Source organism: Streptomyces sp. UF-297, from assembly GCF_058245575.1.
In genome coordinates, this window is record NZ_JBSIBZ010000005.1 from 152,452 (window position 1) to 168,477 (window position 16,026).

14 protein-coding genes are annotated in these 16,026 nt (G+C 71.7%); 4 read left to right on the forward strand and 10 right to left on the reverse strand.

What is annotated here, in order from left to right; all coding sequences use genetic code 11:
• Positions 1-58: 58 nt before the first annotated feature.
• The 3 genes from AC4IJH_RS05430 to AC4IJH_RS05440 form a co-directional block, all read right to left on the reverse strand.
• A complete protein-coding gene (locus tag AC4IJH_RS05430) occupies positions 59-1,174 on the reverse strand; it encodes a site-2 protease family protein (RefSeq protein WP_490850349.1) in 1,116 nt (371 codons plus the stop codon).
• Between the two features lie 200 nt (positions 1,175-1,374).
• Positions 1,375-1,548, reverse strand: a complete 174-nt coding sequence (locus AC4IJH_RS05435; RefSeq protein ID WP_490850350.1) for a thiocillin family RiPP — start codon at positions 1,546-1,548, stop codon at positions 1,375-1,377.
• 82 nt (positions 1,549-1,630) lie between these two features.
• On the reverse strand, positions 1,631-1,804 hold the full coding sequence (locus AC4IJH_RS05440; RefSeq protein WP_490850351.1) for a thiocillin family RiPP: 174 nt from the start codon (positions 1,802-1,804) through the stop codon (positions 1,631-1,633).
• 318 nt (positions 1,805-2,122) lie between these two features.
• Between AC4IJH_RS05440 and AC4IJH_RS05445 the strand changes: the two genes are divergently transcribed.
• Positions 2,123-5,017 (forward strand): ATP-binding protein, encoded by a 2,895-nt coding sequence (locus tag AC4IJH_RS05445; protein ID WP_490850352.1) that lies wholly within the window; start codon positions 2,123-2,125, stop codon positions 5,015-5,017.
• 61 nt (positions 5,018-5,078) lie between these two features.
• Complete coding sequence (locus tag AC4IJH_RS05450) at positions 5,079-5,255, forward strand: RICIN domain-containing protein (RefSeq protein ID WP_490850353.1); 177 nt, start codon at positions 5,079-5,081, stop codon at positions 5,253-5,255.
• A 45-nt stretch (positions 5,256-5,300) separates the two neighbouring features.
• Here the strand turns inward: AC4IJH_RS05450 and AC4IJH_RS05455 are convergent, their stop codons facing one another.
• The 7 genes from AC4IJH_RS05455 to AC4IJH_RS05485 form a co-directional block, all read right to left on the reverse strand.
• Entirely contained in the window at positions 5,301-5,969 is a 669-nt protein-coding gene (locus AC4IJH_RS05455) for a response regulator (RefSeq protein ID WP_490850354.1), read from the reverse strand.
• Positions 5,970-6,043: 74 nt separating this feature from the next.
• Entirely contained in the window at positions 6,044-7,204 is a 1,161-nt protein-coding gene (locus AC4IJH_RS05460; RefSeq protein ID WP_490850355.1) for a sensor histidine kinase, read from the reverse strand.
• A 431-nt stretch (positions 7,205-7,635) separates the two neighbouring features.
• Complete coding sequence (locus tag AC4IJH_RS05465) at positions 7,636-9,114, reverse strand: SDR family NAD(P)-dependent oxidoreductase (RefSeq protein ID WP_490850356.1); 1,479 nt, start codon at positions 9,112-9,114, stop codon at positions 7,636-7,638.
• A gap of 14 nt (positions 9,115-9,128) precedes the next feature.
• Entirely contained in the window at positions 9,129-11,156 is a 2,028-nt protein-coding gene (locus tag AC4IJH_RS05470) for a glycosyltransferase family 4 protein (RefSeq protein ID WP_490850357.1), read from the reverse strand.
• A gap of 10 nt (positions 11,157-11,166) precedes the next feature.
• Positions 11,167-13,158: a hypothetical protein gene (locus tag AC4IJH_RS05475; protein ID WP_490850358.1), complete on the reverse strand. Its 1,992-nt coding sequence runs from the start codon at positions 13,156-13,158 to the stop codon at positions 11,167-11,169.
• 366 nt (positions 13,159-13,524) lie between these two features.
• Positions 13,525-13,854, reverse strand: a complete 330-nt coding sequence (locus tag AC4IJH_RS05480; RefSeq protein ID WP_490850359.1) for a hypothetical protein — start codon at positions 13,852-13,854, stop codon at positions 13,525-13,527.
• 118 nt (positions 13,855-13,972) lie between these two features.
• A complete protein-coding gene (locus AC4IJH_RS05485) occupies positions 13,973-14,365 on the reverse strand; it encodes a hypothetical protein (protein WP_490850360.1) in 393 nt (130 codons plus the stop codon).
• Positions 14,366-14,544: 179 nt separating this feature from the next.
• Between AC4IJH_RS05485 and AC4IJH_RS05490 the strand changes: the two genes are divergently transcribed.
• Together AC4IJH_RS05490 and AC4IJH_RS05495 are read left to right on the forward strand one after the other, a co-directional pair.
• Positions 14,545-15,468, forward strand: a complete 924-nt coding sequence (locus tag AC4IJH_RS05490) for an aminoglycoside phosphotransferase family protein (RefSeq protein ID WP_490850361.1) — start codon at positions 14,545-14,547, stop codon at positions 15,466-15,468.
• A gap of 161 nt (positions 15,469-15,629) precedes the next feature.
• On the forward strand, positions 15,630-15,905 hold the full coding sequence (locus tag AC4IJH_RS05495) for a hypothetical protein (RefSeq protein ID WP_490850362.1): 276 nt from the start codon (positions 15,630-15,632) through the stop codon (positions 15,903-15,905).
• The last annotated feature ends 121 nt before the right edge of the window (positions 15,906-16,026 follow it).

A 16,026-nucleotide genomic window follows, 5' to 3' on the forward strand; every position in this document is an offset into this window, starting at 1 on the left:
GAGGCTGGTGAGTTCTTTGCGGTGCTGCCGCCGTGCCGCCGTGCCACCACGGGCCCGGTCAGCGCCGCAGATGCGCGACGGCTGCGATCAGTCCTCCCGCCACCACAGCGGCGACCAGGAGCAGATAGCCGAGCGAGAGCCCGCCGTAGGCCAGGTACGCCCGGCGCCGTCCCACGCCGAGGCACTCCACGAACGCGGGGCGGGGGCGGCGCAGTACCAGATGCGCCAGATAAGTCATCGCCCGCCCACGGAAGTTGATCTCCCCGGCCGCCGCCTCCAGCGCCTGCTGGCCGTCGGAGGGCAGCAGCGGGTTGAGGTTCATGGCCAGGACGGCCAGCTGCAGCAGGGCGTAGGCGGCGGCGATCCGGCCCGGGGCGCTGTCGGGCGTGCCCAGCGCGACGGCCGAGGCCGCCCCGGCCAGCACCAGGTCGCACCACGGGCCCGCCAGGCACAGGGCGACCCGGCCGCCGCGCCCGCGCAGCCGGTAGGCGTCGGTGGTGTCCACGAAGGCGGTGGGGATCAGCCCGTAGCGCAGTCCGACGCCACCGCCGCGTACCGGTACGCCCAGCCGCTCGGCCACGGCGGCATGGCACAGCTCGTGGACGACGACCGCGGGGAGCAGCAGGGCGTACGCGCCCAGGAGGGGGAGGCCGGGGCGGGGTACGCCGTGCCGGGCGAGCAGGGAAGCGACGGCCAGGGCCGCGAGTACGGCCGTGGCGCAGGTCAGCAGCAGCGCACCTCGGTCGCCCAGCCGCGCGAGCGCCCGGTGCAGGGGCGCGGCCGCCGCTCGTACGGGACCGGGCGGGAACTTCTTGCGCAGTCTCGGCAGGCTCTCCCCTGCGGTCCGTCCGCGCCGGACCGGTGGTGCGCCGGGCGGTGGTCCGGTGCCCTCCAGGGCCGAAATGTCCCGCAGGGTGCGCAGCAGGGCGAAGACCTTCTCCTCGGCCTGCCGCCGTGCGTCCGGGCCGGCGTCGCCGGTGAGCGCGTGGACGAGGTCTTCCCCGGTGTACTGGCCGTCGCAGTAGGTCAGCAGGCGGCCCGTGGCATCGCCGATCCGCAGGTAGCGGCCGCTGGCCGGTGCGTACAGCAGGGTCGCTCCGGTGGTCCCGGTGAGCGTCTCCACCCCGCCGCGCAGCCGCAGGGGCATGGTCATCAGAGCCTCGGTCTCGGGCATGGTCGGTCTCCAAGGGGCGGGGGGAACGTTCGAGGGGCGGCGGGTCCGGCGGACGGCCCCGCGCGGGCCGGTGCTGAGAGGACTCGTGGTCCCCGGCCGCGCGGGGCGCCCGCCTGCTTCGGCGATGCGACCGACGTCCGTCGGGCGGATCGCTGCGGTGACGCGATCCGCTCCAGCAGCCCGGCGTCAGCGGCTCGGCATCAGTGACACGACGCGGTGCTCTGGGAGCTCAGCGTGCTGGCCGGACAGGAAGCGGACCCCATGCTTCCGGCGCTGCCCACGCAGTTGCTCGCGGCGGCGTGCTCGGGGAGTTCCTCGCTCCACAGTCCATGGATCGGAAAGTCCTCCGCCGACAGCTCCTCAAGGGAATTCATGCACCTCTCCTTCTCCTGCGAATTCTTGAACGGTGAATTGTCGAGTGAATGACAGGGGACTCGCGGGTCCCGGCGGGTTTGCTCAGGCGGTGGACGCCGACCCCGCCGAACTCACGCACCCGACCGGACAGGACATCGAGGCGGCGGTCGCCGCACAGCCGACACAGCTGTCCGGTGCCGCCTGCGCGGGAAGCTCCTCGCTCCACAGCCCGTGGATCGGAATGTCCTCCGCCGACAGCTCTTCGATGGGGCTCATGCGCTCCTCCAGTGGTACGCCGTTGCTGCCCGGCCGTTTGCCGTGCCGGGTGATGGGCCCCAGCAAATCGCCGGCGGCCACAGCGGTGCCGGGCGGTGCGGGGAGGGGCGCTGGATCACGCTCGGCGGATCTCGGTGTGTTCGGTGGCCGCACCGGTGGGGCAGGCCGCGCCGCCACCTTTCGGAAAGGGGCTGCCCAGCCGTCACCGAAACTCCCACCGAAGGCCATTTCGGTACTGTTCTCACTCCTCCTCGGGGAAATCCGTAAACCGGAAGTGGCGGCATACTCGGGAGTGCAGAGAAAACATGAAGGAGGGCAATGCTGTACGGCCGAGAAGAGGAGACGGGTCAGATTCACGAACTCCTCGCCAAAGCGGTCCAGGGGCAACCCTTCGTACTGCTCGTGGAAGGTCCTCCCGGAATCGGCAAGCGCGCGCTGCTGCGCGGTGCCGCCCGGTCCGCCCAGCGCCAGGGCGTGCGCGTACTGGCCGCCACGGCCGGTCCGCACACCGCTGGCACCCCCTACGGAGTGCTGCGCGATGTGCTCGATGCGCTCCTGCTGGACCCCGCGCCGGAGACCGTCGACCTGCTCCGCGATCCCGCCCTGGCCCGCCTCGCGGAGGGCCTCGCCGCGGACGAGCCGGACATATCGGCGACCGACCGGGCGCTGTTCCGGGTGCTGTCCCGGCTGGCGCGTACCTCCCCCGTCCTGCTCCTGCTGGACAACGTGCACCTCGCGGACGCGCACACCCTGCGCTGGCTGTGCTACCTGACCGACCGGCTCGACCCGCTCCCGCTGGGCGTCCTGGCCACGCTGAGCCCCGCCGAGTTCCCCATCGGCCCGGCTGGCCGCCTCGCCCGCGACTCGATGCCGCCCAACGCGGACCGCATCTGGCTCTCCGCACTGCCCTCCCCGGCGGCCGCCGACCTGCTGCACTCGTGCGTACACGCCCGCGAGGAGGGGGACGGCACCGCCACCGGCGCCACGGACGAGCAGGGCGAGACCTGCACGGACGGCCTGCGCGCCGACGTCGTGGAGTCCTGCGTCCGGCTGAGCGGCGGCAGCCCGCTGCTGCTGCGCGAGCTGGCGCGCGACCTGCGGCACCGCTCGACGGTGCACGACGCCCTGTCGCCGGACGCGGACACCGCCCCCGAACGGTCGCTGCGCGCGGTGGCGGCCCGCCTGGCCCAACTGCCCGCACCCGTCCTGGCCTATGCCCGCGCCCTGGCCGTCCTGGACGGCGCGGCGGACCCCGGACTGGCCGCCAAAGCAGCGGCACTGCCACCCGGCATCGCGGCCGAAGCCGCGGCGGCGCTCCTGTACGGGGGCCTGGCCGACGCCTCCCAGTACGCCCCCGGCCTCGGCCACCACCTCAAGCCGCCCATGGTCGCCCAGGCCCTGCTGGCGGGCATGACGGCCGAGGCCCGCGCCGAACTGCACTGGAAGACCGCCCAGTTGGCGCACGAACAGGCCTATCCCGCGGACCTGGCCGCCCGGCACCTGCTGCACAGCGGCGGCCACAGCGCACCCTGGGTACGGGACACCCTCCTGGTGGCCGTGGAGGCCAAAAAGCGCCGCGGCGACAGCGCAGCGCTGCACGCCCTGCTGCACCGCCTGCTCCAAGAACCGCTGGAGCCCGCGCTGCGCGTACAGGCACTGGACGAGCTGGGCGAGCTGGAGATCAGGGCAGGGCGCCTGGAGCCGGCCGTACGGCACCTGTGGGAAGCGGCCAAGTGCCCCGGCACGGACGTGGAGGTCTCCGCCCGGGCCAAGTCCCGGCTGGTCGCCGCGATGATCCGCGGCGAACGGTTCGCCGAGGGCGTCGCCACGGTGCGCGAGATCCTGGACGAGACCCCCGAGACCGATCCGCGCCAGCGCACCGAACTGCTGTCCCTGCTCACCCTGCTGGAGCTCTACTCGGAGCGCAGCGCCCCCTCCGGACTGTCCCGCATCACCGAACTGTGGGACCCGGCGAGCACCGACATCCCCCAGAGCCCCCAACTGCTGCGGCTGCTGCTGGTCCGCGGGCTGTGGGAGGGCACGGACGCGGCCCGGGTACGGCAGCTGCTCCAGGCCGCCTCCAGCGGCGCCTACGAGCGCGCGGACGGGCACGACCCGCACCACTGGTTCCTCATCGTGCTGGCCCTGACCCGCCTCGGTGAGTTCTCCGAAGCCGTGGCCTACGCGGACTCCCGCGTCGAGATCGCCACCCGGCGCGGCTGCCCGCAGCAGCGCGCCGCGGCCCTGTCCGTCCGCAGCGAGGCGCTGTTCCTGATGGGCAAGCTGCGCGAGTCGCTGCGGGACAGCGCAGAGACCATCGAGATCCTGGGCCCGGGGCGGGTGCTCAGCGAGGTCAACGCGGCCTGGGCGATGGCCCGGCGCGTGGAGGCGCTGCTGGAGCAGGACCGGCTGACCGAGATCGACGCGATCTTCACGCGCCCGGCGCTGCGCGGCGTGCTCCCCTCCTTCCTGCACGTCCTGCCGCTGCTCACGGCACGGGCACGCTGGCACCTGGCCTCAGGACGCCCCCAGGAAGCCCTGGCCGACGCCCGCGAGTGCGGACGCAGACTGCGGGTGTGGCGCATCACCAACCCCGCCGTCAACGGCTGGCGTTCGGTGGCCGTGATCGCCCTGCTGCGGCTCGGCCGCGGCGAGGAGGCCCGCGCCCTGGCCGAGGAGCAGGTCGCCGACGCCCGGACCTGGGGCGTACCGGCCGTACTGGGCCCGGCGCTGCGCACCCTGGCGATGACCGCCACGGGCGCCGACCGGCACCACTGGCTGCGCGAGGCCGTCCAGGCGCTGTCCGCGAGCGGCGCGACGATCGACTGCGCCTGGGCCCGCTACGACCTGGGGATGGCGCTGCTGCGCAGCGGCCTGACCGACCCGGCCCGCCGCAACCTCGCCCGCGCCTACCGCGAAGCGGTCGCCCACGGCGCGCATGTGCTCGCCGACCGCGCGTCCTCGGCCTACCGCAAGGCGGGCGGCACTGCCGAGGAGGCCAAAGTCCCCATGCAGGGCACGCCGTTGACGGCCGCCGAGCGGCGGACCGTGGAGCTGGCGCTGTCGGGACTGTCCAACCGGGAGATGGCCGAGCAGCTCAGCGTGGTCCAGCGGACCGTGGAACTGCACCTGTCCCGCGCGTACCGCAAACTCCGCATCCAGGGCCGAGGCCAGCTGGCCTCGGCCCTGGATGCGGCCGACCGGCAGCAGTGACACCGGCCCGCCGGGGTGACGCCCGGGTGGCCGGAAACGCTCCGGTGATCTTGCGGGGACGGTGCGCGCCGACGGTCATCGCACGGCCCGCCTGGTGGTCCAGCACAGTGGCAAGGTGCTGGATGTCGGCGGCGGTGCGGCGACGTATGACAACGGTGCGGCTGTTCACCAGTGGGAGTGGAAGGACGGCGACAACCAGAAGTGGCGCCTGGAGCCCATCCAGGACAGCGACTGGTGAGCCCCGCACCTGACCCCACGCCGATCCGCGCCGGGCTGTCCGCGCTCAAGCCGTCTCGTCCTCGGGAAGGTGCAGGTCCAGCTCGTAGGCGATGAGGGCGGCCTGGGTGCGGTTGTCGACGCCGAGTTTGGTCAGGGTGCGCGAGACATACGTCTTGACGGTGGACATGCCCATGAACAGGCGCGCGGCGATGTCCGCGTTGCTCAGGCCCTGCCCGAGCAGGGCCAGCACCTGTCTCTCGCGGTTGCTGAGCGTGGCGTACAGCGAGCGGGCGCGCTCGGCGCTGCGCGAGCGCGGCGATGCGGACTGGGACAGCAGCCGCTGGGTGACGTGGGGGGACAGGACCGTGCCGCCGGCCGCGACGGTGGAGACGGCGTGGATGAGCTGCTGCGGGCTGAGCTGCTTCATCAGATAGCCCGAGGCCCCGGCGCGCAGCGCGGTGGTGATGTTCTCGTCCATGCCGAAGGTGGTCAGGACCAGGATTCTGGGCGGCTCGGGCTGCGCCAGCAGCCGCCGGGTCGCGGTCAGACCGTCGCAGCCGGGCATGTCGAGGTCCATCAGCACCACATCGGGGCGGCTCTGCCGGGCCCGGGACACCGCTTCGGCGCCGTCCCGGGCCTCGGCGGTCACCGTGATGTCGGGCGCGGTCTCCACGATGGTGCGGATTCCGGCGCGTACCAGCTCGTCGTCATCGGCTATCAGGACACGGATCATCGACTTCTCCTCGGTGACACGGGGCAGGGGCGGGGCCGGGGGGGGGCAGGGACGGCGCGCAGGCGTGGTGCGGGTCAGCGCGCGTCCTGGGCGGCGCCGGGCAGGCGGGCTTCCAGGAGGAATCCGCCGCCGGGCTGGGCGGCGGCGTGCAGGGTGCCGCCGGCGGCCTGGACCTCCTCGCGCAGCCAGACCAGGCCGTGGCCGGTGCCGGGAAGCGGCGAAGTGCCCAGCGCGGGGGCGCCGTTGCGTACGGCCACCAGCAGGGCGGTACGGATCTGGGTGATCTCCACGTCCACGGCGGCGCCGCGGGCGTGCCGCACGGCGTTGCTCAGCCCTTCCGCCACGACCTTGTAGGCGAGGTCCTGCGCGGCGGACTCAGGCGGTGCGGGGGCGATATGGAGGTCGATGGTGATCTTCTGGCCGCCGTCGCGGTAGCGCTTGATCAGGGCGCCCAGGTCCGAGAGGTCGTGCTCCTTGCCGGGCGGCGGCGTGTGGCCGGGGTCCGGGGTCTGGACGAGCGTGACGATCTCGCGCAGGGCGGTCACGGCGTCACGCCCGGAGTCGGTGATGAGCCGGCAGCGTTCCTTGACGGGGTCGGAAGCGCCGGGTGATACGGCGATGGCGCCGGCCTGCAGCACCATGAGCGTGACCTGGCGCCCGACCCCGTTGTGGATGTCGCGCACCAGCCGCTCGCGCTGCTGCAGCGCCGCCTCGCGCAGCCGGCTCTCCTGCAGCAGCGCCTGCTGGGCCTGCCGCTCGGCGGTCAGCAGGGACATCCGCTCGTTCACATTGACCAGACAGCCCAGCAGGACCGGCACCAGCACCATCACCGTGCTCTCGGCCACGGTGGTCTCCGGGTGCGGGGCCCGGGCGATCAGGGCGTGCGGGACCGTCAGCGCGAACACCAGCGGCACCAGCACCAGCGCCGCGGCCAGCCGGTAGCGGCGCTTGCGGACGGCGGTGTAGCAGGCCACCGTGGCGCTCAGCAGATGGCCGGTGGCCAGGACCCCGGCGGCCGACACCACGGCGTAGGGCACCAGGAAGCGCTCCCGCCATACGGTGGCCACCGCGATCACGGCGGACACGCACGCGCCCACCGCCCGGCCCGGTGTGAGCCCCGCGTCGGGCGCGGTCACGGCGATCACCAGCAGCGGCACCCCGTAGAGAACCGCGGCCACCACGTTCTTGCGCCGGCTGCCGCACAGCGCGGCGAACCGCCCCAGGTGCTCGGACATGAAGGATGAGTTCGCCTTTCTCGCCTTTGGAAAGACCGCACCGGTGACAACGACGGCCTGCCTTTTGCTGCGGCGTCCGTACCTGCCTTGGGACGGCCGCCAAATTCGGCGCCGGGATGCTCAGCATGCATCCTTGGCACGCATCGGTGTGCGGGCGCCCGGCCGCGAATTCCCCGTCGGAATCGGCCGTTGGGTGCACTGTAACCGCACCGGGAAGGCCGTACGGGATCGATGACGCGGTCAGCCGTAATTCCGTAATCAGTACGTAAGTTGTGCACGGAAAAGTGGTGCAAGATTGAATATTTTCCGGCGCTTGCCGACGGCGCGCTCCGGTAGAGCGCGCGACAGGGATACGCGGAGAGAGGTGCGGCAGAGATACGCGTGACCCGGTGGCCACCACGAACCACCGGGTCAGAGCGCCGCATCCCCGGCTACGGCTGCGAACTCCCGCACGCGGGCGGGACGGCCGGCAGCGGGACCGGCCCGCCCCGGGTGGGATCCTGCCGTCGTACGTCGATGACATGGCCGGTCAGCGGCGACAGCAGGACGTCCAGCGAGGACAGCGCCACCGCCCGGGAGGTCAGCAGCGACCCGGCGGGCTCGTCACCGAAGGCCCGGGTACGCATCGGCGTACGGGTGCGCTCGGGATTGATGCAGTTGACGCGGACCCGGTCCTCGGCCCACTCCTCGGCCAGCGCCTGCGTGAGGTTGACGGTCGCGGCCTTCGCGGAGGAGTACAGGCTGTACTGGGCCCGGCCCCGGGTGTAGCTGCTGGAGGTGAAGAGCAGCAACTGCCCCTGCGTCTTTGCGAGATAGCGGTGCGCCAGCCGCGCGATCTGCACCGGAGCCAGGTAATTGACCCGTGTGGCGCTCTCGATCGCCGCGCAGTCGGTCTCGGCGAGCTTGCTGATGCGCAGCGCCCCCGCGGTGTTGACGACATAGTCGATCCGCCCGGCCTGCCGGTGTGCTTCGGCGAGCGCCTTGTGCACATGCTCGGGAATCTCCACATGCGTCCCCGTCTCCGAGCGGCTGTGCCGGAAGACCGTGGCCCCGTACTGCCCGGCCAGGGACGCCAGATCGGCGCCGATGCCGTAACTGGCCCCGAAGACCACCAGCACCTTGCCCTCCAGCAGCTCCCGGTAGGACGCCTCCTCGCGGTGTTCGGGCGCCACGGTGGAGGACAGCTGGAAGAGCTTGTCCGCCAGGAAGATGTCCACGGGGTGGGTGACCTTCATGTTCTGCTCGTCGCCGCGCACCACATGGACCGGCACCTCGGGCAGGTAGCGCAGCACCACCGAGCAGTCGTCGGTGGCCTTGAACCGCGGGTCGCGCTGCGCGATGTCGTAGGCGCGGCGGATGGTGGAGAGCCAAAAGCCCTGCGGGGTCTGGCCGCGGCGCAGCCGGGTGCGGTCGGGCACTTCGGTGATGAACTCGCCCTCGGTGCCGTGCGTGCGCGTCACCACGATGGTGTCGGCGGACGGGATGGCCACGTCCACCGCCGCGTACCGCGACAGCGCCCGGACACAGTCCGCGATCACCCGCTGCGAGAGCAGCGGCCGTACGGCGTCGTGGAAGAGGACGTTGAGGTCCTCCTCGGCGCCCAGGCCCTCGCCGAGCGCGTCGATCGCCCGCCGGGTCGTCTCGCTGCGGGTCTCCCCACCGGGCAGGACCCTGCGCACCTTGCGCAGCCCGGCCGCGGCCACCAGCTGTTCGACCTCCGGCACGAAGCCCGGGGTCATGAAGACCAGGACGTCGTCGACGCCCTCGGCCTCCTCGAAGATCTGCAGCGTGTGCTCGATGATCGCCTTTCCCGCGATCTTCACCAGCTGCTTGGGTACGGAGAGGCCTACGCGGGTACCGGTGCCGCCGGCCAGGACGACGGCGACGGTACGCCTCGGATTGCTGGACACGTATCCCTTCCTCGTCACCGGTCGGAGAGGTCGACCGCGTTGACGGACAGCTCGCAGTTGACGGTGTAGAAGGCCCGCACCCGGGCCCGGCCGCGCGGGTTCTCCTCGATGACGGAATACGGGTAGGAGCACACCGACTTGCGCTCGTGCAGGTCCCCTTGGAAGCGCCCGATACGGATCGGACTGCTCCCCTTCGCGCGGCGCAGATACAGATCCCATACGTCGTGCTCGGTGGTCCTCAGCAGCGCGGGCCGCGCGCACGGCACGGTGACCCGGAAGCGCCCGCCCCCGACCCGCTCGACGGGGAGCTCGAAGTCGCACTCCCGCCGCTGCCGCGACCGCGCGAGCAGCGTCGCGCCGCTCTCCAGCGCCGCACCCCACACCTCGGCCTCGATGGTGATACGCCCGTCCGACACCTTCACCCGGTCCGCCTCGACGTGCAGGTCCCGCACCCAGCTGCGGACGGACAGCAGCCCGGCCGGGGTGGCGTAGGGGATGCGGGCCTGGAGCACCGGGCTGTCCGGGTGCGGCCCCGCGGGCGGCAGCAGCTCCCGCTGGTCGCACACCCCGACCCGTACGCGCCGCCGCAGCCCGCTCGCCGCTGCCTCCACGAACACGTCCCACACCCCCTCCGGCAGGGACTCGCCCCGCCACGGGATGACCGCCACGAGCCCGTCCGTCTCCTCCTCGGCACCGGGGGAGCCAGGGCCGTCGGGGGTGGGGGAGATCTCGGGGCGCAGCGGGAAGCGCACCGCGTCCGCCTCCGCGTCCCCGGAGGCGTGGCGGTTCACGCACAGCAGGTGGTAGCGCAGGTCCGGGCCGTCGTCCGCGGCGAGGCGTACGACGATGTCGCCGGGGCCCGCCACCCGGCAGTCCGCCTCCGCGGGAATGGCCCGCTGCGCCGTCAACTCCTCGAAGAGCGCCTTGTATTGGGCGGTGACGGCCTCGGGTGCGTACCGCTGTGCGCTCTTGCGGGCCTGCTGGCTCATCTCGGTCCGCCACTCGACGTCATTGATCAAGGTGATCAGCGACGAGGCCAGGACATCACTGGAGCCCACCGGGGTCAGCAGACCGTCCTCGCCGTGCCGGATGATCTCCCGGGGGCCGAAGTCGCAGTCGGTGCTGACGACGGGCAGCCCGGCGTGCATCGCCTCGATGATGTTCATCGGCAGCGCCTCCGCCCGGGAGGAGGAGACGGCGAGGGAGGCCTTGGGCCACTCGGTCTCCATCTGGGAGGACGCGCCCATCAGGAAGACGTTGTTGTAGAGCCCGAGTTCATCGATCTTCCTGCGGAGCCTGCCGCGCTCCGGGCCCCGCCCGAACAGCCGCAGCTCCCAGTCCGGATGCTGCGCGACCACCTTCCCGAACGCCTCGACCAGCAGGTCGTACTGCTTGCCCGGGACGAGCCGCCCGGCCGCCATCACCACCTTGTTCTCGCCGGTGGACGGCGCGACCGGCGGTGTGGGCACGCAGTTGGGAATGCAGTGCACCGCCACCCCGCTCGCCCGCAGCGCCGTGCGCTGGTACTCGGCGTCCTGCTCGGAGACGGCGACCACCGCGTCAACACCGCTGTAGAAGGCGGCCAGTTCATCGCGCAACCGCGCCGGGTAGCGGCTGTGGATGGAGTGCTCCTGCACGACGCGCAGATAGTTCCCCGATGCCATCGCGGCCAGGCAGACGGCCAGCCCCGGATTGGTGGCGACGACGACATCCGCGTCGGTGGTGGCCAGATACTGCGCCAGCCGCATCTCGGTCAGGCGGGTGACCTCGCCCCAGCGCGGCTGGTCGCTCTCGGGGAAGATACGCGCCGGCTGGGACGCGAGCGGCACATCGCCGTCGTAGACATGGGAGGTCTCCCGCAGGTCCACCAAGTCCCGTACCCGCACCCGGGGATCGGCGGACAGCGAGGGCACCGCCCGGTCCCGCAGCGTCGAGACGATCTCGACGTCGTGCCGCTCGGCCAGGGCCGCCGACAGATTGAGCACGCTGCGGATGGCGCCTCCGATCCCGTAGCGGTTGTGCAGCAAGAAACTGATCTTCACGAAAACGACCTCACTGAAGGGGGAGAGACGGAGGGGAAGGAGAGGGAAGAGGAGGGGCGAACGACGCCTCGCGGCGGCGCAGTTCGCCGTCGCCGCGCCGGGCCAGGGCGTTGAGGGCCGCGTTGAACCGCGCGAGCGAGGACAGGGAATCCGGCCCGAGCAGATACTCCTTGAGCCGCTTGCGGCCCTCGCGCAGCACGTCCTTGCCGGGGTCGAAGAGCAAGCCGATCAGATCGCGCACCTGGCGGGCGTCACTGCTGAGGATGTACGCCGCCCGCGCCGCGGTGTTGCGGCGGCAGAACTCGTACACCCCCAGCTCGGCCGTGTCCGTCAGCGCATAGGGCTTCAGGCTCGCGATGAAGTCGGACACCACGCTGGAGATGTCGCTGATGAGCAGATCCGCGTGGTCGAAGCACTCGTACAGCGTCGGGTGCGGCCCCTGGACGACCTGGTGTTCCCACGGCGCGAGCGCCTCCCAGTGCACCCGGTGCCGGCGTGCCCGCAGCGCCTCCGCCTCGGCCCGAAGGGCGGGGTCGGGCAGCGCGCCGTCCCGCGAGCGCTGGGCCTCGTCGGCGCCCTTGGGCTGCAGCGCGGCCCGGATCGCCGCCAGCCGGTCGGCCAGCTCCGCCAGCTCCCGGCGCGCGGCCTCCCGCTGCTCCGTGACCTGCTCCGGCTCCTGGAAGCGCACTTGCGCGGCCCGCTGGACGTTGGCCCTGCCGATCAGATGGATGATGCGCTCGTGCACGCGCCGCGCCTCGGGCGAGCGGCTGCCGGTGAATGGGTGCGGCTTGTAGATCAGCCGTACCGGCCGCGCGCTGCCCAGCAGCTCGCGCACGATGTTCTCGCCCGCCAGGATCAGCGAGGTGTTGCCCGGGTCGTCCGTCCAGCCCTCCCACGTCGGCGCGTAGAGCACCGTGGGCACCTCGGCCGGGCGGGCCGCGGGGTCGGCGACGCGTACGGCGTCCAGCTGCGGGCGCCCGACCTCCACGATGTCGGCGCTCTGCACGCCCACACCGGCCCTGGAATAGCGGTCCCGGCCGGCCCGCCCGGCCACCCACACCTCGTCGTACACCTTGCTGTACGGGTTGACGCTGGCCAGCTTGTCGCTGTCGCCGTGCCCGATGAAGACGTGCTTGATGGTGGGCACCCGCAGCAGATGGATGTTCTTGCCGACGTTGGCCGGGTACAGCGCGACCCGCACGCTGGACAGGTCCAGGTTCATCAGATGCACCGCGCTGGGCACGCACAGCACCGGCAGATCCGTCTGTTTCAGCCGCGGCAGCAGATAGCGCTCGCGCAGCACGACCAGGACCCGTACGTCCAGCGCGGCCAGCGTCTCCAGCCACATGTTGACCTGGTACGCGGAGCTGCGCGAACCGCTGAAGTAGAGCACGGCCACCGGCCGGTACTGCCCCAGCCAGGTGTCGATCCGCCCCAGCACCCGCTCGGGCTCGGGAAAGCCCCTGGCCTGGACCGCGTAGGGGATCAGCGCCAGCAGGGTCAGGGCCGATACGGCCACGGCCAGGCCCAGCCCGAGCGTGATCCAGGTGCTGTCCAGGGTCCGGGCGGTCGCGCACAGCCCCGCCAGGACCACCAGCTCGCAGTGCAGCAGCCGCTGCCCCGGCCAGCCCACCAGCACCCGCGGCGGCCGGTCGGTGATGCGCAGCCGCCCCAGGTCGATATTGCGTGTGGAGACGGGCATCGTCCGAAAGCGCCGGACGGCCGCGTTGAGCGCGGAGAAGAGCGCCTGGAGCAGCAGAAGCACCGGAACCAGGATCGTGGCCACGTACGGCGTGTGGTCATCGGTGTAGGGCAGGCTCGCGATCAGTACGAGCAGCAGTGCACCGCGCAGCAGCGCCCGCAGGGTGACACCCGCCCGCAGCTGCCCCAGCCGCCGCATGAATTTCGGCTCTTTGCGGTGCAGATAGAGGTCGGCCGCATAACTGGCCAGACCGGCCAGAGCAAAGGCCCACGCGTGCGGCACCAGGGCACCGACCAGCATGACCACGAGGCTGGCGGCAAGGACCACACTGGCGGCAAGCCCCCGAATCCGCTGGACACCGGTGCGTTGCTTCAGGCGCAGCATGCACTGCCCATGCCGACTTGTGGGGATCATGACTCTCTCTCGCAACGACTCAACTTCACGCGCCGCGCAGGAAATTCAGCAATTTCCGCGCGGCACGATATGCGGCCGGTCCCCTACACCCTTTCGAGGGGGCGAACCTGCCAAGAAGAAGTCAAGTGCGTATCCCACAAGTGAACTACGCACCAAAGTCCCCGATAAGTCGACTTTGGGGCTGCTACAGCCAACGGCTTGTAGTCTTTCTACCGACGCCGACCGTTCAGCCGGGCTGTCGGGGCCGGTCGCTCAGCCGGGCGGCTGGAGCCCGTCGTGGCCCGGCTGGATCGAGGCCGAGAGCACCGCCTCGGACGGATAGATGCCGTGCGCCCAGGGGCCGCCGGGGTCATGGTCGCCCGCCACCAGATAGAACAGGCGCCGCATCACCGTCCCCTCGCCGGGGTCGGCCTCGGTGTACGCCACCACCTGCCAGGCGCTGTCGGAGGGCGTGAGGGGGCCGGTGCGCGGGTGGACGCCGCGCACCTCGCGCGCCCACAGCGGCTTGTCGACCTCCGGCACGCACCACACCACACGCGCCTCCGCGGACAGCTGGGGGCTGGGATTGCCCGTCGCACTCATGATGACCTCCTGGCCTTCATGATCTGCCAGGTTCCGCCCACCCGCCTCTCGACCCCGTCCACCTGCCTCGCGGCCCCGGTCGGCCGCCGCCGACGGGCGACGGTCGGCCGGGAGCGGCTCACTGCGGGGCGAGCACGACGGAGTTGTACGGGGTGTAGTCGTAGTCGGCGTACGTACCGGCCGGCTGGGCTCCCTGGCAGCCGGTGCCGTTGTAGCCGGTGCAGTTACGGGCGATGGCGCCGCCGGTCTGGTTGTTGAAGATCCTCTTCACGCCGAACTGATTGCTGAGGTTGTGGGCGCCGTAGGTGTACCACTTGTAGGTCGGACGCCCGCCATTCCAACCCGCGTTCGGATAAAGGCAGACGTACCCGGACGGGCACCCCTGATAAGTTCCCGCCGCTACCGCAGGCTGCGCGGCATTGGCGCTTCCGCCGAGCGACAGCACCGCGCCACCGGCGAGCGCGACGGCGGTCACCGCCGCCTTTCTGAACGTGCTACGGATCTGGCGCATGGGACGATCCCCCTCCTGAATGCCGCGGCCCCGTATCAGAGCCGCGATCGCTGGACGGAAACTGCCCCGGGTAGGGTGCGGTCATGCTTTGACGCCTGCCCGGCAGCCGGGCACCGCCATCACCTCCTTCGTACGGAGCCACCGCACCTTTTCCGGAGCCCACGAAGGAGAATTTCGCCATGAGCACGTCGATTCGCCTCGACGTCCCCGACGCACTGGCCGCGTCCTACGACAAGGACAGCGACCCCACGGGCCGCGCCTGGCTCGCCGCCCTGCCCGCCTTGGCCGCCCACTTCCTGGACCGCTGGTCGCTGCGGCGCGACGGCCCCGCCCGGCACGGCATGGCCGCGCTCGTCCTGCCCGTCACCCGCGCGGACGGCACACCCGCCGTACTCAAGCTCCAGCCGGTCAGCGAGGACAGCGCCGGAGCGCCGGCGGGCCTGCGCCGGTGGGAGGGCAACGGCATCGTGCGCCTGCTCGACCACGACCCGGCAACCAACGTCACGCTGCTGGAACGGCTGGACGCCACCCGGCCGCTGTCCTCGGTGACCGATGACACCGCGGCCGTACAGATCCTGGCCGAACTGCTGGCACGCCTGGTCGCGGTGCCCGCCCCGGAGGGCCTGCGGCAGCTGTCCGACATCGCCGCCGCCATGCTCGAAGAAGTCCCCCGCGCCGTGCCGGCGCTGCGCGACCCGGCCGAGCAACGCCTGGTGCGTACCTGCGCGTCCGCCGTCACCGAGCTGATCGACGAGCCCGGCGACCGCCTGCTGCACTGGGACCTGCACTACGACAACATCCTGGCCGCCGAGCGCGAACCCTGGCTGGCCATCGACCCCGAACCCCTGGCCGGCGACCCCGGCTTCGACCTGTGGCCCGCGCTGGACAGCCGGCTGGCACAGGCCGGCACGAGCGGCGAGCTGACCCGTACGGTGCTGCGCCGCTTCGACCTGCTGACCGAAGTGCTCGCACTGGACCGGCAGCGGGCGGTCGGCTGGACGCTCGGCCGCGTCCTGCAGAACGCGCTGTGGGACATCGAGGACGGCAGGACCGCACTGGAGCCGACCCAAGTCGCCACGGTGAAAGCCCTGTTGAGTCGCTGAGTGATGCCTTTCCGCCCGCAGCCGTAGCCCTTGAGAGGTAACTCCACGGAGCCGGCCCCGCGCTTTTCAGACAGCTCTGCGGAGCGATGGCAGGCGCGGGGCCTTTCCCTGGCATTCAGACACCAAGGCACACACGGCAAAACATCGACGGAGCGAAGTCCATGCGACGCACACTTCTGGCCGGCGCGGCCCTCGCCATCGCCATGACCGGCACCCTCTGCACCGTTTCCGCGCAGGCCGATTCCCCGTCGGCGGCATTACCCCCAACGCCCCTCTCGTTGCCCGCACCCGGCGGGAAACAGCCGATCGGCATGACCACCCTGCACTTGGAGGACAAGGGCAGGGCCGATCCCTGGGTACCGGGCGAAAAGCGGCAGTTGATGGTCTCCCTCTGGTACCCGGCCGAGAAGCCCTCCGGCACCCCCGCGCCACCCTGACGGGACTCGCCGAGGAACTCACCAGCCGCGGCTATATCGTCGCCGGAATCGGCCACAACTACGAGGCCAGCGGGATCACGTTCCCCGACGGGCATACGACACCCTGTGCGGCGTGCGGGAA

Excerpts from the sequence above, each read along its gene's own strand:
- AC4IJH_RS05430 (WP_490850349.1), bottom strand. The coding sequence starts at position 1,174 with ATGCCCGAGACCGAGGCTCTGATGACCATGCCCCTGCGGCTGCGCGGC.
- AC4IJH_RS05435 (WP_490850350.1), bottom strand. The coding sequence starts at position 1,548 with ATGAATTCCCTTGAGGAGCTGTCGGCGGAGGACTTTCCGATCCATGGA.
- AC4IJH_RS05440 (WP_490850351.1), bottom strand. The coding sequence starts at position 1,804 with ATGAGCCCCATCGAAGAGCTGTCGGCGGAGGACATTCCGATCCACGGG.
- AC4IJH_RS05445 (WP_490850352.1), top strand. The coding sequence starts at position 2,123 with ATGCTGTACGGCCGAGAAGAGGAGACGGGTCAGATTCACGAACTCCTC.
- AC4IJH_RS05455 (WP_490850354.1), bottom strand. The coding sequence starts at position 5,969 with ATGATCCGTGTCCTGATAGCCGATGACGACGAGCTGGTACGCGCCGGA.
- AC4IJH_RS05460 (WP_490850355.1), bottom strand. The coding sequence starts at position 7,204 with ATGTCCGAGCACCTGGGGCGGTTCGCCGCGCTGTGCGGCAGCCGGCGC.
- AC4IJH_RS05475 (WP_490850358.1), bottom strand. The coding sequence starts at position 13,158 with ATGCTGGTCGGTGCCCTGGTGCCGCACGCGTGGGCCTTTGCTCTGGCC.
- AC4IJH_RS05480 (WP_490850359.1), bottom strand. The coding sequence starts at position 13,854 with ATGAGTGCGACGGGCAATCCCAGCCCCCAGCTGTCCGCGGAGGCGCGT.
- AC4IJH_RS05485 (WP_490850360.1), bottom strand. The coding sequence starts at position 14,365 with ATGCGCCAGATCCGTAGCACGTTCAGAAAGGCGGCGGTGACCGCCGTC.
- AC4IJH_RS05490 (WP_490850361.1), top strand. The coding sequence starts at position 14,545 with ATGAGCACGTCGATTCGCCTCGACGTCCCCGACGCACTGGCCGCGTCC.
- AC4IJH_RS05495 (WP_490850362.1), top strand. The coding sequence starts at position 15,630 with ATGCGACGCACACTTCTGGCCGGCGCGGCCCTCGCCATCGCCATGACC.